A 16739-nucleotide genomic window follows, 5' to 3' on the forward strand; every position below is an offset into this window, starting at 1 on the left:
CTTAATATATCCTAAAACCAACGTCTTTCGGTTGCCACGTTTAAACCTCGGCTTATGTGCCGCAACAATAAATTTATAGGCGGTTTTACGCGTTAGTTTTAGATGTAGCTTCTGCCACGGGAATATTAAGCGCCTTGCCCAGGTTAAGTAACTCCGAAGTTATAGCGCGGGTATAGGTCTTAATCTCTTCCTGAAACTCAGTAACCGATGCGCCCGAACGGATCTCTTCCAACCGTTTTTCCCAATTGCCGGTGAGTTCGGCCTGGGCTATTTGTTGGTTTTTAACTACCTCGTAAACACCAAGCCCTGTTTGGGTAGGTACAAGGTTTTTCTTTTCGCGGATGATATAGTTGCGTTTAAGCAGGGTTTCGATAATGGCTGCGCGTGTGGCCGGTGTACCTAAGCCGCTATCTTTCATGGCGTAGCGTAGTTCCTCATCGTCAATCTCCTTGCCTGCTGTTTCGAGGGCTTTCAACAAGCTGGCCTCGTTGTAAAGCGGCTTGGGTTTGGTTTGTTTTTCGAGGATGGCTTTGGCGGTGACGGGCAGGTTTTCGCCTTGCGTTACTTTTGGTAAAGTGGCGTTTTCCTCGTCTTTTTTATCGTCTTCCTTGTCGTTAAAAACTGCACGCCATCCGGCGGTGTGAATCACGGTACCGCTTGCTATAAACTTAGCGCCCGATTGCATGGTGATTTTGGTTATCTCCTTAATACAATCCTGGTGAAATGCTTCAAGCATTCGCCCCGCCACCATATCAAACACAGCCTGATGATCTGGCGATAAATGATTTGGCGTTTCGCCGGTAGGTAAAATAGCGTGGTGGTCGGTTACTTTTTTAGCGTTTACGCTTCGTTTGCTCAGTTTGGCACCGGCAAGCGCCTGCGCCTGTTTGCCGAATAAAGGGTGTAACTCCTGTTTTTCTATCAGGGCCGGTACTCCCGCAAAAACATCATCGCCTATGTAGCGGCTGCCTGTACGGGGGTAGGTAACCAGTTTACTTTCGTACAGGTTTTGGAGTATGGATAGCGTTTGATCGGCGGTGAAACCTTTGCGTTTGTTGGCTTCCTGCTGCAAACTGCTTAAGTCGTGCAGTAGTGGCGGCGGTTCTTTACGGGGTTTAGCTTCAACCTGTAAAACATGACCGCCCTGCGGGAAACCGCCTTCTACGTCCTGTACCTGGTTAAATACAGCCTCCGCTTCTTCTTTGGTAGCGTAGTTTTCGGTTGAGATCGCTTTGAATACCTGCCCGTCTTTATCGGGGTGGATGCTTACCTGGTAGTAGGTTTGTGGCACAAAATTCCGGTTCTCAATAAACCGTGAGCAGATCATGGCCAGGGTAGGGGTTTGCACCCGCCCTAATGACAGCACCGCCCTGTTGCCAGATGAAAGACTTAGCGCCTGTGTGGCGTTCATGCCTACCAGCCAATCAGATTGCGAGCGGCAATGGGCGGAATTAAACAGCGTATCATAATCACTGCCTGGTTTAAGGTTACGGAAACCTTCTTTTATTGCCTCATCAGTTTGTGATGAGATCCAGAGCCTTTTGAATGGCTTTTTGCATTTCAGATAATAGTAAATATAACGAAAGATCAGTTCTCCCTCGCGCCCGGCATCCGTTGCAACAATGATCTCTGTGGCTTCGTCAAACAGGGATTTGATCACATCCAATTGTTTTTTTACCGATGGATCATCCACCACACCATCTTTGGTTTTAACCTTGCGGATGGAGAGTTTGAATTTAGGCGGTAACATGGGCAGGTTTTGGATGTTCCAGCCGTAGTAGCCATATTCCTGAGGGGCAGCTAATTGCAGCAAATGACCAAAAGCCCAGGTGAATGTGAAACCTTTACCTTCAATATAACCGTTCTTTTTAGTGTTCGCGCCAAACACCCTGGCTATTTCGCGGGCTACAGAGGGTTTCTCGGCGATGATCACTTTCATATCGGTTTCACGTTGGTGTTAAGGGCGACGAAAGTATGAAATTGCTGATGGGTGTGCAAGTTATGTTGGTAAGTGTAGAATGAAAGCATATTAAAAGGCTTCAATAAAGTACTGAAACAACAAACCCGGCAGCATAAAATGCGCCGGGTTAATTTATAGAATATTAACTTTATTTACTTAACCACCCACTCATGTATCCCCGTCGAATTATCAACCGGCAACTGTACTTCCAATTTCAGAGCAGTGGTAGTAACGGGCTCAAAGCTAACTGTATTAAAAGCATCTTTACTTACCGCATATGGCGTGGTGTTTTTAACCGGAACCCACTGTCCATCTTTTAAATAAAGAATTTTATACGATGCGGGGATGCGGCAACCGCCCCATGGCCCGTCATCATACCAGTATACTTTTGATTCGCTTACGGTATGCGCGGCATCAAAATCGTACTGTACAAACTCGCTGGTGTTGTGGGCAGGCCACCAGTGCAGGTACGGGTAGTTGGTATCTTTCGAATCTGCCGGTTCGTACTGATCTTTGATGGCATTGTACATCCTTTTGTTTTTAACCGACGAAGTTACCTTACTGGTACTGGCAATGGTTGGTGCCGGTTTAGGTCTTGCCGCCGAAGCTTCGTAAGGAATCCAAACCGTCATCTCGCTTGGGCCGCGGTTAGCCCAGGCATAGTAAGGAATGGCTTTTACCTGCTGATCGGTTTCAATCAGCGCATCGCTGTTTAGCTGGCGTTTGGTGCTTTTACCCTCGGCGCTGATTACATCAACACCGTTAAGCAGGTTGGCCTGGTAGTTGGCGGCGGCCATGGCGTTTTTATCAACCATAATGTTTTGCACCAGGCTATCGCGGTTATCGGGGCCTTCAAGGCAGTACACTACGGGGCCGCGTTGAAAAGCGAAGCGGCCACGGTCGTCTTTGATATTGTTGTTGGCCAAAACCTTTTCGGTTTCCATAGGCAGGTCTAAAGTAACCTTGTCGCCTTTTTTCCAGGTGCGTTTAATTACGGCGTAACCTTTATCGGTGATGTAGGTTGTTACTTTGCCATTAACCAATATGGTTGCCGGTTTTTGGTTTTTATCCAGATAGGTGTACAGATCGCCGGGTACAGGTTGGTCTTTAGCCCATCCCGGGATGCGTAACCTCAGCGTAAATGCTGATGATTTGGCGGGGTTAACAGCAATATTGATAGTTCCTTTCCATGGGTAATCTGTAGTTTGCACAATGTTTACCTTGCCCGAAGTTAAGCTGATATCGCTGCTGTTACTCATGTACAGGTTAACATACAAGTCGTTTTGGTTTTTGGCATAAACATAGCCCGGTAGCGATGGTAAAAAGCGGGTCATGTTGCTAATACAGCAGGCACAGCTGATCCAGGCGCTACGCTGGTGCTGAAACATGGATGCCAGCGGGTTAGGGTAAAAAAACCTGTCGCCGCTTAATGATACGCCCGAAAGCAGACCGTTATAAAGGGTACGTTCCAATACATCAATATACTTCGAATCGCCGTGCAACAAAAACATCCGGTTATTCCAGTACACGTTGCCTATAGCCGCACAGGTTTCGGCATAGGCCGACATGTTGGGCAATTGGTAATCATCGCCAAAAGCCTCGCCATTGCCCGTTGCGCCAATGCCGCCGGTGATGTAAAGCTTTTTGGTTACCACATCCGTCCAGATGTCATCAATAGCTGCCAAATATTTGGCGTTGCCGGTTAAGGCGGCAATATCGGCCATACCAGTGTACATGTATGCCGCACGTACCGCATGCCCTTCGGCCACGTGCTGATCAATCACTTTTTTATCGGCCTGGTTGTAAGCATCGCCTTTAGGGCCGCGCACATCCAGGAAAAATTTAGCCAGATCAAGATATTTTTTATTGCCCGTAACCCGGTACATTTTTGATAAACCGATCTCTACTATCTGGTGACCGGGATACTCTTCAATTTTACCCGGCCCAAAAGTATTCACCAGCAAATCGGCATTTTTTATGGCGATGTTAAGCAGGGTACGTTTGCCGGTAGCCTGGTAATGGGCTACGGCAGCTTCATACAAATGGCCTGCATTGTAAAGCTCGTGGCTCAGGTCTTCCTCCTTTTCCCAGCGTTTGCTGCCAATCCACTCGTGCGGCTTTTTAGCGTTCACCGTGCGGAAGGTATACAGGTAGCCATCAGGCTCCTGCGCGGCACCGATGATGCTGATCAGCGTATCGATGTATTTATCCAGCTTCGGGTTCTTTTTGTTTTGCATCGAATATGATGCACCCTCAATGGCCTTGTAAACATCGGTGTCATCAAACGGAAACTCGCTTAACTTATCGCCATCCAGCTTTTTGGCTGCCCGCAAAAAGTTGTCCATCCGGCCGTTCTTTTTGCATTGTTCCAACACGTAAGGAATGGTAACGTTGGCGTTCACCTCCATTTTAGGCTCCCAGAAATTATCGTTTACATGCACACTGGTAAAAGCCACCGGTTGTATAGGATAGTCTTTTTGCTGCGCGAATACATTGGTAGCAGCAGCCATAGCCGCTAACGAAAGTAACCAGGCTGCCTTATTTTTATTGATCATGATCTTATTTTAACAGATTGATTTGTATTTATCCAACTAAATAGCTTTCAGCCTTATGCCTTCAGCTTTTAAATAGCTTTCAGCTTAATTCCTAACCATCCGGCTACCATAAACCGGTCCGGCGCTATTGTCTTTCTTAGGCAGCAGTTTTACCGTTACTTTTTGCTTGCCTTTAGTAAGCTCGATAGGCAGGTTATAACTGATATCGTAAAAACGGCTTTCCTTGTACTTGTTCAAATCTTCGGTTGATAGTTTGATGCCGTCAATCAAAATATCAAACGTACGGCCACGGTTATCCATACCCCAGTAGGTATTGATTAATGTGTTTTGAGCATTACCGTCAACCTTCATTTCGTATTGCAGGTAGCCGCCGTTCTCGGTCGATCGCCATTTTTTCTGGTGATCTTCGCCGGTTGTGGCATTTTCGCTGGTGAAGTTATGATCGCGTTCGGGTTGCATTTCGCCTATGCGCAACATATCGGTAGTACGGGCTTCCAGCTCCTGCTGCTTTTTACGCTGCTCATCATAAGCTTTTTGCTGTACCACCCAGGCATCAGGCGTAAATACATCCCAATACACCGAGTAATATTCGTTTTTGGTTTGATTGAAAGGGATCAGGTTAACCTCAACCGGTTTAGAGATGCCTGCTGTATGAAAACTTAACTGTTTCTGATCAACCATCTGCAGCCATTTATTCGGATCGGTTTCGCTGGTAACAAAAACCGGAACACCTTTAAGCGGATCGGGCTCTGTATTGCCTAATACACCTGCTAACAGCACCGGACCGTAAAATACCGCGCGCCTGTTGGCATTATCGGGCATAGCTTCGGTATATAAACTCTCGGGGGTGGTTAATTCAATTTTATCGTTGTTGCGCCATTTGCGGCTCAATACCAAATAGCCCTCGGCATCAACATTCACAGTTTGTTTTTTTCCGTTGATGCTTACCGATACATTATCGCTCCATTTAGGTTTACGGATGCGGATAGCCATATTAACCTGCTTAGTTGCAGTAACAGTAAATGTAGTGCGATCTGTATTAGGCAAATTACTTTCCTGTTTCAGGCTGATCCCTTTTGATGCCCAGTTCAATACCGATGGGATGAACAGGTTAACATAAAGGCTACCATCGGCACCTTTAAAGTAAATGGTCTCGTTATACTTAACATGGTTTTCCATGCCTGAACCAACGCAGCAGGTAAAATCATCAAACGGGGTACTGTATTGTTTGGTGCCTCCCATTCGCAGCGGTACAAAATAGCACATCATACCGGTGCTGTGGTTTTGCGAGGCGAGGATGTGGTTGTACAAACCCTTCTCATAATAATCGATCAAGCTTGCAGAAGGGGCCACGGCGAATAAATGCCGGGTCAACTTCAGCATATTATAGGTGTTACAGGTTTCGGTGGTGTTTTCGGTAAGCCTGTCGTTAAGTTTCCGAGGTTCGCTCAGGTACTCGTAGTTACTATTGCCGCCTGTAGCGTATGAATGATTGTTAACAATGGTTTCCCAGAAAAAATCGGCAATGGTTTTGTCTTTTTTATCGCCGTTGAGTTCATACCGGCGGGCACTGGCAATTATTTTAGGGATTTGTGTGTTGGAGTGCTTGCCAGGTAAAATATCCTGTTGTTGTGCTAAAGGATCGAGGATCTTTTTATCGTAGAATTTATACGATAGATCGAGGTATTTTTTATCACCGCTAATGGCGTACAGGTTTACAAGCACTTCGGCCATGCCGCCGTATTCGCAAAGGAGCATTTTTTGCAGTTTCTCATCGTCGAGGTTTTTGATGGTTTCTCCGGTCCAGTCGGCCATGCTTTTACATATTTTAAGGGCTTGCTTGTTATCAGCATATAAATAAGCATCCAGCAAACCGGCCATCACCTTATGCACGGTGTACCAGGGCGACCAGCCCCCATTTAAATCAAAGCCCCGCGAACGGATATCGCCTTTGGCAACCTCGGCCCATAAAGTATCCTCTTTAGGTATGGCACCAACATAGCCGGTTTTACGCGCAACCTGGCACTCGTTAAGTTCGGCTACTATATAATTAACACGTTTTAAAAATTCAGGATCGCGGGTGGCATCATAGTGCATGGAGATAGCCGACAGATAATGCCCAAGCGTATGGCCCGCCAAACCTGATGATTCCCAGCCCTCGTACATTTTACCCTTAGGTTTTAAACCCGAATGCGAACGGAATGCCGAAAGCAGCCTGTCGGGCTCGATAGAAAGCAGATACTTTACATCGGCCTCCTGCGCTACCTTAAAAGGGCCGTCTAAAAGTTTCACATCTTTTAAATCAAAAGCATAAGCTTTAACCGGAACAACGGGCTTTATCGCCATCCGGCTGTCGTTTTGCATCGGCATGTATGATTGCGCCTGTACCGCGCTGCCTGCTGCAAGGCAGGCTATAATACAAGCATTTAATTTTAACCAATTTTTGATGGGCATAATACAGGGTTTTGTTTTAATCAAATCAAGTTTATAAAAGTAGCCCTCATGTACTGATAATTATGGGTGATTATTTGCAGGTGTTAACCGGATTTTAACCCGTTTTTAACTAAAACACTAATTTATGGGTATTAAAATGATTTTAAGGTTATTTATTTAGATCAGGTTAATGTTTAAAATTATTGTAAAAGTCACAATTAAATAACGTTATTGTAACAACAATGTTAATATACGGGTAGTATTGGCAAAATTCATAAAAAAATAAAGGCAGGGCTAAAGATAGTTTTACATATCTGAAAATCAGATTAAAACAGACAATCATTAACCCCATCGTTTTATTTTATGAAGTTTAAACATTTACTCAACAAGCTCATTTTGCCCTTGTTATGTGTATTTATGTGTTTTAATAACACTTATGCGCAAACAGTTTCGTTAAAAGGTAAAGTAACCGACGAGAAAGGCGAAGCCGTGGCTGGTGCCTCGGTTAAATTAAAAGGAACCAACAAAGGTTCGGTAACCAACGTCAGCGGCGCGTTCGAAATAAGTTACACCGGCAACGGCACTTTAGTAGTATCGGCTATAGGCTATACTACTGCCGAAGTTAAGCTTAGCGGGCAAACCACTATCAACATAACTATTAACAGCGATAGTAAAGCCCTGAACGAGGTGGTTGTAACCGCCCTGGGCATCAAACGCGATAAACGCATCCTGACGTACAGCACCCAGGAAATAAAAAGCGAATCGATAACCCAATCAAAAGAGCCTAATATCGCAAACGCTATCGCTGGTAAGGTATCCGGTGTGCAGGTAACCAGCTCATCAGGTACGCCGGGTAGCTCGGCCCGGATCCAAATCAGGGGGAACACCTCTTTTTATGGTACCAACGAACCCTTAATGGTAATTGACGGTGTACCGGTTGATAACTCGGAAACAGGTAACCTCAACTCCGGCCCCGGCACCAACCGTATTGCCGATATCGATCCATCCATCATTGCAAGCATCAACGTGTTAAAAGGCGCGGCATCAACAGCACTTTATGGTTCGAAAGGTGCCAACGGCGTGGTAATGATCACCACAAAAAACGGCGCGCTTAATAAAAAACCATTGATCACTTTCACCTCCGACTTTTCGTTCGAAAACCCTTTGCTTCCGCAAATTCAGAACAAATACTCGCAAGGTACCAATGGCATTTATTACAACGGCGAAACCCAGAAAACCAGCACCTCATGGGGTGCACGTATGGATACGCTAAAAATAAACGGGCAGCCGGCAAAGGTTTATAACCAGTCTGATCTGTTTTTTAAAACCGGTCACACTTACAATAATACAGTCAATATAGGCGGCGGTAATAACAGTTCAACTTATTTGGTATCGTACTCAAACTTTAACCAGCAGGGTACGGTGCCAACCACCAAATTTTTGCGCAATACTTTCTTTGCCAAATACAGTACGCATATTTTAGATAACCTGAATACCACTTTTCAGCTAAATTATTCAAACTCTCAAAACGACAGGCTACCCGAAGGCTATGCTTTGGAAAGCCCGGTATGGACAATCTTCACCGCACCGGTATCTTATAACCTGCAACCGTCAACAAACGCCGATGGCACGCAGCGCCTGTACCGTTTTTCGCGTAACAACCCTTATTGGGTGTTGGATAATATCAAAAACCACTCGGGCGTAAACCGCTTCCTGCCGACATTTACGGCCGACTATAAGCCATTACCATGGTTAACAATAACCGAGCGTTTTGGTGCCGATATTTATACCGAGATGGATCGTTATCACGAATCAACCCAATCGGTATCAAACCCTAACGGCCGTTTGGTTGATCAAAACACCAACTATCGCCAACTCAATAACGATTTAATAGTTAGCGCCAACAAGCAGTTTGGTGATTTTAATGTTGATTTGGTGCTGGGCAACAACATCCTTTCAAGCTATTCTGAAAACACCTATGCCAACGGGGTTGGTTTAACAGTACCTGGGCTTTATAATATGTCGTCGGCATCAACGGTTACTTATAAAGAAAACTCGTACCTATCACGCAAAGTAGGCTTTTACCTGCAATCAAATATCGAATACAAACGCTTCCTGATATTGTCATTAACCGGCAGGTATGATGGCAACTCGGTACTATCAACCGAGCATAATTTTTACCCTTATGGCTCGGCCGCAACCAGCTTTATATTTTCGGAGTTTTTTAGCCCCGAGTTTTCAAAAATCATGAACCTGGGTAAGGTACGGGTATCGTACGGTACGGTTGGTAATGATGGCGGAATTGGCCCTTATGGTTTGCTAACCTCTTATAATATCGCAACCATCCGCAACCTTACCTTCCCTTATGCCGGGCAGGCCGGCTTCCTGATCAGCGATATATACGGTAACCCAAAGCTGAAAAACGAGCGTATCAACGAGTTTGAGACAGGTTTTGAAGCCGGGTTCTTCAATAATCGAATCAGTTTGGAGGCATCTTTCTACAGCAAAAAAACTATCGACGGTATTATCCCTTCGGTAGCTATAGCGCCATCAACAGGCTACGCTTATACCAGCGTTAACTCGGCAATAATGCGTAACCGTGGCATCGAGATTTTATTGAACGTAAACCCGGTAAAAACCCGCGATTTTAACTGGGACCTCACCTTCAACTTTACCCGCAACCGCAACAAGGTATTATACATTTACCAGGATCAGCAGCAACTGGGTAATGGTTTTAATTTTATTACCGTTGGCCAGCCTTATGGCGTAATATATGGTACCCGCTACGCACGTAACGCCGCAGGCAAAATACTTACCGGCGATGATGGCCTGCCTTTTGCCGATGACAACCAGGGTATAATTGGCAACATTAACCCTAAATGGTTAGGTGGCATCAACAACGGTTTCAGGTATAAGCAATTTAACTTCAGCTTCTTTTTTGATATTAAACACGGCGGCGATATTCAGAACAACGTTGATGGCTACGGCTACTTTTACGGAACGCCTAAAGTTACCGAAAACCGCGGCCCGCGTGTTGTTGACGGTATAAATGCCACTACCGGGCAGCCCAATACGGTATCGGTTAACGGGCAGCAATATTATCAGCGCATTAACGGTGTCCTCGAATCGGTTATTCAGGATGGCAGCTATGTTAAATTGCGTAATGTAAGCCTGGGCTATACCTTAAAACCATCGTGGTTAGCTAAAAGCCCTTTTAAATCGGCTACGTTTAGTGTAACCGGCCGTAACCTTTGGATCCATGCGCCACACTTTACCGGCGGCGACCCGGAAGTTAGCTCGTTCGGTGCCTCAAACGGTTCGCAGGGTATTTATTCGTTCTCAACCCCAACCTCAAAATCAGTTGATTTTAGCCTGAAGGTAACCCTGTAATTTTTAATCATTAACCAGAAATTAGCATGAAAAATAAATATATCGCGTTAGCTGCCTGCGCTTTAATAAGCTTTACGGGCTGCAAAAAATTTATCGACGTAAACCAGGACCCCAACAGGCCTACTGATGTTAAAGAATCATTAATCCTTGCCCCTGTAGAGGCTGCCATTTCACAAAACATAACAGCCGCCGGTGGTGGTAACCTTGCTGTAATATTGCAACAGTACATGCAAGTAATTGCCCTTAATCAGGTTCCGCCCAACGCGGGTACCTACCTCATGTATCACCAGGACATGGATGGCGACTGGTATAATTTTTACCCGCAGGTATTGAACAATTTGGTTATTCTTAATAAAAAAGCCGAAGCCGATGGTAACACTAATTACGCCGCTATTGCAAAAGTACTTACTGCCTATACCCTTGGCGCAGCTACTGATGTTTGGGGCGATGTGCCATACTCAAAAGGTTTTACAGGCATTAGTAACCTTACCCCAACCTACGATAGCCAGGAATCTGTTTATACCCAGATCCAAACGTTATTAGATGGCGCCATTGCCGATATAGCTAAAAACAGCACAGTAATACCAGCGGGTGATGATTACTATTACAGCGGCGATATGGCGAAATGGAAAAAAGCGGCTTATACCCTAAAAGCCCGCTATTACATGCACTTAACCAAAGCACCGGGCCATACTGCCGCGGCGCAGGCCCAATTAGCTTTAACCGCCCTGCAAAACGGCATGACCAGTAATGACGATGATATGAAAATGCCTTTCAGCGGTGCAGCCGGTGCCGAAAACCCTTGGCAGCAAAACTTTTTACCGGGCTCAACTCTGGTGTTGGCTTCAACTTTTGTTGATGGTTTTAAAACCCGAAAAGATCCGCGCCTTTCAAAAATGGTAGCCCCGGCTATAGAAACCGGCTTGTATACGGGCAGGCAAATTGGAGCTGATGATATCGGCAGTTTGGAATCGTACTCGTTAGGCGGTTCGTTTTATGCCGATGCCGGTTCAAACAATTACCTGCTTAATTATTCGGAAGCGCTGTTTTTAAAAGCCGAAGCAACGCTGATCGTCTCGGGTGCTACTGTTGCTCAGCCTGTTTATGTATCGGCGGTACGCGCGCACATGTCAAAACTTGGTATTGCAGAGGGCGATGTGGTTACTTATTTAGCTGCAAGAGGGGTACTTACCAGCGCTAATGCCGAGCAGTTGATTATCGAAGAAAAAAACATTGCCAACTTCCTGTGCATGGAGGGGTATAATGATTGGAGGAGAACGGGTTATCCGGCATTGACCAAGGTAAAAAATGCCTTGTCTGAAATCCCTCGCAGGGTACTTTATCCCCAGTCGGAAATTGTACCTAATCCACAACCGCAGCAAAGTGCCAAGCTAACCGACAGGGTTTGGTGGGATGCACAATAAGCATTATTTAGCAGGCATTGACCGTACAAATAATATTATTGGTTAAAATACGGTTAGTGTCTGCTAATTTGTTAAATAAACCCTATTTAGTAGTATTTTAGTTTTGTGAAAAATATTTAAGAATGATAACTTTTGATTGGAAAGGTGTACTCCCTGCAGTAACTACAAAATTTACAGATAACGACGAGCTTGATTTTGACGCGTTTGATATTAACCTGAAAGCCCAACTTGAAGCCGGTGTTGACGGCTTTATTTTAGGCGGATCATTAGGCGAAGCCAGTGTATTGGACGAGCAGGAAAAATACGATCTGCTTGCCCACACCGTAGCATTTGTTGAAGGCAAAGTGCCGGTAATTTTGAACATTGCCGAGCAAACTACCAAAGCCGCCGTAAGGTGCGCGCAAAAAGCGTTGGAATTAGGCGCATCTGGCCTGATGCTGTTGCCGCCAATGCGTTACAAAAGCGATGAGCGGGAAACTATCGCTTACTTTGCCGCGGTTGCCGAAAGCACCCCGCTGCCTATTATGATATACAACAACCCGGTTGATTACAAAGTTGAGGTTACCCTTGACATGTTTGAGCAACTGGCTGCTTACAGCAATATCCAGGCGGTAAAAGAATCAACCCGCGATGTATCAAACGTTACCCGTATGATCAATCGTTTTGGCGACAGGTTTAAAATTTTTACCGGCGTTGATCCTTTGGCTATGGAAAGCCTGGTAATGGGTGCCGATGGCTGGGTTGCCGGCTTGGTTGATGCCTTCCCTAAAGAAACCGTTGCTATTTACCGTTTGGTAAAAGCTAAAAGATATGACGAGGCTTTGGCCATTTACCGTTGGTTTTTACCTGTGTTGGAGCTGGATATCCACCCGAAACTGGTACAATACATTAAACTGGCCGAAGTTGCAACAGGTATTGGTACCGAAAATGTACGCGCGCCGCGTTTGGCTTTGGTTGGCGAAGAGCGTACCAAAGTTCAGAAAGTAATTGACGATGCTTTGGCTATCCGTCCGGAATTGCCTGTTGGTAGCTGGGGTAAGGTAACTGAAGAGGTAGCATAAGCAAACCATGGCAAGTAAAACTTTTTTTTGTGTAGATGCGCATACCTGCGGTAACCCGGTAAGGCTGGTAGCAGGCGGCGGTCCGCAATTGGTGGGCGATAACATGAGCCAGAAACGTCAGCACTTTTTAAAAGAGTACGACTGGATCCGCACCGGCCTGATGTTTGAGCCACGGGGCCATGATATGATGTCGGGCAGTATTTTGTACCCGCCTCATGATCCGGCAAATGATGTAGCTGTGTTGTTTATCGAAACCAGCGGTTGTTTGCCTATGTGCGGTCACGGCACTATCGGTACCATCACTATCGCTATTGAAGAAGGGCTGATCCAACCCAAAGTGCCTGGCATTGTCAGGATGGAAGCACCTGCAGGCCTGGTATTGATAGAATACAAGCAGGAAGGCAAAAAGGTAACTTCGGTAAAACTAAGAAATGTACCTGCATATCTTGCCGCTACCAACCTTGAAGTTGAATGCCCTGATCTGGGTACGCTGACTATCGATGTATCATACGGTGGTAACTACTACGCCATTGTTGATCCGCAGGCTAATTTTGAAGGTATTGAAAAATACACCGCCGGGCAGTTAGTGGCCTGGAGCCAGGTATTGCGTAAACGCATCAACGAAAAGTACCAGTTTGTGCACCCGCTTGATCCTACTATCAACACCTGTACACATATCCTTTGGGCTGGCGCAACGCTATCTGATGATGCCACAGCCCGCAACGCCGTATTTTATGGAGATAAGGCTATCGACCGTTCACCTTGCGGGACCGGCACATCGGCCCGTATGGCGCAATGGTTTGCCAAAGGCAGGCTGAAAGTTGGTGAGCCTTTCATTCACGAAAGCATCATCGGCAGCAAGTTTATTGGCAAGGTTGAAGATGTGGTAAAGATCAATGATATTGATGCCATTGTACCAAGCGTTGAAGGCTGGGCCCGGGTTTACGGCTACAACAACATCAAAATTGATGATGACGATCCGTACGCGCATGGGTTCCAGGTGATATAGTACTGTTTCTAAAAATAGAAGCGAATATCCCAACACGTCATTGCGAGGTACGAAGCAATCCCCGATTAGCAGGTCCGCCCTGTATAGTTCGCGATTGCTTCGTACCTCGCAATGACGTGATAGGTAAAACGAAGCGTAATGGGAGTGGAAAAGCGCGGCTGTTAAAAAGCGCGGTGGCCTGACAGAAAAGCGGGCCGGGAGTCTGGCCTGCGGGTGGAAGCTTTTTTCTGTCTTGGGTTTTTGGTTACTTTTGGGCCAAGCCAAAAGTAACAGCCTCCGCGGCAAATGAGCGGCCAATGTTTGTTAAATAGCAAATAGCTGTTGCTAAGCTAAATGGCAGCATGCTAAGTCCGGCACATCATACTATATCCAATTTATTAAGTATGCCTGTAGTTACAAACTACAGGCATACTTAATTCGAAGTCAAAGACTTCGAACAACGTTAAATTTCAAATAATTAAAATACAAACAAGCTTTCGGCTTTCCGCCTTAAGCTTTCAGCTCAAAAAGAAAATGGCAAAAGTGCTCATTATAGGCGGGGGGATAGTTGGTTTGAGTTCCGCATATTATTTACAAAAGGCAGGGCATGAGGTTACCGTAATTGATAAAAGCGACATGAAGGATAACTGCTCGTATGGCAACGCCGGCATGATCGTTCCAAGCCATTTTATACCACTGGCTACACCCGGCATGGTTGCACAGGGTATCAGGTGGATGTTTAACAGCAAAAGCCCTTTTTATGTGCGCCCCTCGTTAAACCCGCAATTGGTTTCGTGGGGATTACAGTTTTTAAAAAAAGCCAACAATGCCCATGTTGAGCATTCGGCCACGCCCTTAACGGAATTGTCGCTGCTTAGTAAAAAGCTTTATGAAGATCTGAGCAAAGAGCCCGGTTTTGATTTCGACCTGGTTGAAAAAGGCATCCTCATGTTTTACAAAACCGAAAAGGCACTTGAAGAAGAAGCCCACATGGCCGAAAAGGGTAGGGAACTTGGTTTGGATATGGCCGTGTTAAGTGTAGCCGAATGTAAAGCCCTGCAACCTGATCTGGAATTGGATGTTTTGGGTGCCGTACATTACCGTTGCGACGCCCATTTATCTCCCAATAAATTAATGGCTGCTTTATTGGCTTATCTCAAAAATGCGGGTGTAAAACTGATTACTAACAAAGAGGTAACCAAAATTGAAACTGCAGGTGGCAAGGTGAGCTGCGTATTATCGCATAATGAAGAATTTACTGCCGATGAGTATGTTATCGCCACAGGCTCATGGTCGCCGGCCGTGGGTAAATTATTGGGATTGAATATTGTGTTGATGCCGGGAAAAGGTTATTCATTTAATGTAAAAGATGAAAAGCAAACCATACAGATCCCCGCATTGCTGGCGGAGGCACGTGTAGCCATCACCCCGATGAATGGCGGTTTACGCTATGGCGGCACTATGGAGTTGGATAAGATCAACAACCGCATCAACATGAACCGTGTGAAAGGTATTGTTGAATCTGTACCGAAATATTTCCCGGATTTAAAACCTGCTGTTCCGGCCGAGAAGGAGATCTGGTTTGGTTTCAGGCCTTCGTCTGCTGATGGCTTGCCTTATATCGGTCGTAGCAGAAAATACAATAATGTTACGGTTGCAACCGGGCATGGTATGATGGGCCTGAGCCTTGGCGCTGCGACAGGTTTGTTGACCAGTGAAATTATCTCGGGCAAGCCTACAAGCATTTCTATAGATGCTTTCGCGCCGGAGAGGAAATAAGATTTTACAAATTATGTATCATTAGCCCGTTTGTATTTAAGCGAACGGGCTTTTTTTGTTCGTCCTTATCGTGCCTCAAATTCGTATTTACTTTATAAATAATGATCGATTAATTTTTCATTACCTAAACATACATTAATTTAGCCGATATTAACCGTATTTTACCCTGTATGATCAAAAAATTGGGAAAATGAGTTAAGTAATTGTAAATTCATGGAGGATTAAAAAACAGCAGGATGAAAGTTTTACAGTTCACTATTCCCGTAGCGCACGATAAAAGCGTAATTGCCGAAAAGGTTTCGCAACCCTATTTTTATCCTTATCTGCACCGGCATAAAGAAACCCAGATCACCTGGATTCAGCGTGGCGAGGGTACTTTGATAGCCGGGAATAACATGCACGACTATACAGCCGGCGACATATTTGTTTTAGGAGCCAACCTGCCCCATGTATTTAAAAGCAACCCGGAATACTTTGTAGGCGACGCATCCAAAGGGGTGGAAGCGATGACAATTTTCTTTAACCCCGAAGGAACATTGGCTGCGATGTTCGATCTGCCCGAACTAAAATCGAACAAGATCTTTATGCAGCAGCACCAGCAGGGTTTTAAAGTACCGGATGATGTTAACGATAAGGTAGCCCAGCTGATGATCTCGCTTAAAAACGCAGCAGGTACCGATCAGCTGATCCAGTTTTTGAATTTGGTTAAAGGTTTAAGTAATATCAAAACAAAGCTTGATCCGCTTTCATCATACGGTAATCTGCCTGGCATTACCGAAAATGAAGGGATCAGGATAGGTAATATTTACAACTTTATTATGCAAAACTACAGCGAAGACATCACGCTGGAGGATGTGGCCAAAGTTGCTTTCATGACGCCCGAATCTTTTTGCCGGTATTTCAAAAAACATACTGGGCATACCTTTATTTCCTTCCTGAATGAGATCAGGATCAATGAGGCCTGCAAAAAACTCATTTCGCATAAATTTGAAAGTATCAATACCGTGGCTTATAAATGTGGGTTTAAAAGCATTACCAATTTTAACCGCGTATTTAAATGTGTTATCGGTAATTCGCCGAGGGGATACCTGGATGCGTATAATAACAACCTCATCAATTTGAACAGGGCAGCGAGTTAACGGGGGTACC

The 16739-nt window shown here is 45.3% G+C and carries 9 protein-coding genes; 6 read left to right on the forward strand and 3 right to left on the reverse strand.

Annotation, left to right across the window (positions count from 1 at the left end; genetic code table 11):
* Positions 1–85 precede the first annotated feature (85 nt).
* The 3 genes from HYN43_RS06270 to HYN43_RS06280 all read right to left on the reverse strand — a co-directional run bounded on the left by HYN43_RS06270 (position 86) and on the right by HYN43_RS06280 (position 6969).
* Positions 86–1939, reverse strand: a complete 1854-nt coding sequence (locus HYN43_RS06270; RefSeq protein ID WP_119408634.1) for a DNA topoisomerase 3 — start codon at positions 1937–1939, stop codon at positions 86–88.
* A 173-nt stretch (positions 1940–2112) separates the two neighbouring features.
* Positions 2113–4515, reverse strand: a complete 2403-nt coding sequence (locus tag HYN43_RS06275; RefSeq protein ID WP_162996337.1) for a glycoside hydrolase family 127 protein — start codon at positions 4513–4515, stop codon at positions 2113–2115.
* Positions 4516–4599: 84 nt separating this feature from the next.
* A complete protein-coding gene (locus HYN43_RS06280; protein WP_162996338.1) occupies positions 4600–6969 on the reverse strand; it encodes a glycoside hydrolase family 127 protein in 2370 nt (789 codons plus the stop codon).
* Positions 6970–7311: 342 nt separating this feature from the next.
* Here HYN43_RS06280 and HYN43_RS06285 point away from each other — a divergent pair, with 342 nt between their 5' ends.
* The 6 genes from HYN43_RS06285 (at position 7312) to HYN43_RS06310 (ending at position 16729) form a co-directional block, all read left to right on the forward strand.
* A complete protein-coding gene (locus tag HYN43_RS06285; RefSeq protein WP_119408636.1) occupies positions 7312–10338 on the forward strand; it encodes a SusC/RagA family TonB-linked outer membrane protein in 3027 nt (1008 codons plus the stop codon).
* 26 nt (positions 10339–10364) lie between these two features.
* Positions 10365–11762, forward strand: a complete 1398-nt coding sequence (locus tag HYN43_RS06290) for a SusD/RagB family nutrient-binding outer membrane lipoprotein (RefSeq protein WP_119408637.1) — start codon at positions 10365–10367, stop codon at positions 11760–11762.
* Positions 11763–11884: 122 nt separating this feature from the next.
* Complete coding sequence (locus HYN43_RS06295) at positions 11885–12823, forward strand: dihydrodipicolinate synthase family protein (RefSeq protein ID WP_119408638.1); 939 nt, start codon at positions 11885–11887, stop codon at positions 12821–12823.
* A gap of 7 nt (positions 12824–12830) precedes the next feature.
* Positions 12831–13832 (forward strand): 4-hydroxyproline epimerase, encoded by a 1002-nt coding sequence (locus tag HYN43_RS06300; protein WP_119408639.1) that lies wholly within the window; start codon positions 12831–12833, stop codon positions 13830–13832.
* 462 nt (positions 13833–14294) lie between these two features.
* Entirely contained in the window at positions 14295–15590 is a 1296-nt protein-coding gene (locus tag HYN43_RS06305; protein WP_342633838.1) for an NAD(P)/FAD-dependent oxidoreductase, read from the forward strand.
* A 236-nt stretch (positions 15591–15826) separates the two neighbouring features.
* Positions 15827–16729 (forward strand): AraC family transcriptional regulator, encoded by a 903-nt coding sequence (locus HYN43_RS06310; RefSeq protein ID WP_119408641.1) that lies wholly within the window; start codon positions 15827–15829, stop codon positions 16727–16729.
* The last annotated feature ends 10 nt before the right edge of the window (positions 16730–16739 follow it).

Origin of the sequence: Mucilaginibacter celer, from assembly GCF_003576455.2 — a bacterium.
GTDB classification, from domain to species: domain Bacteria; phylum Bacteroidota; class Bacteroidia; order Sphingobacteriales; family Sphingobacteriaceae; genus Mucilaginibacter; species Mucilaginibacter celer.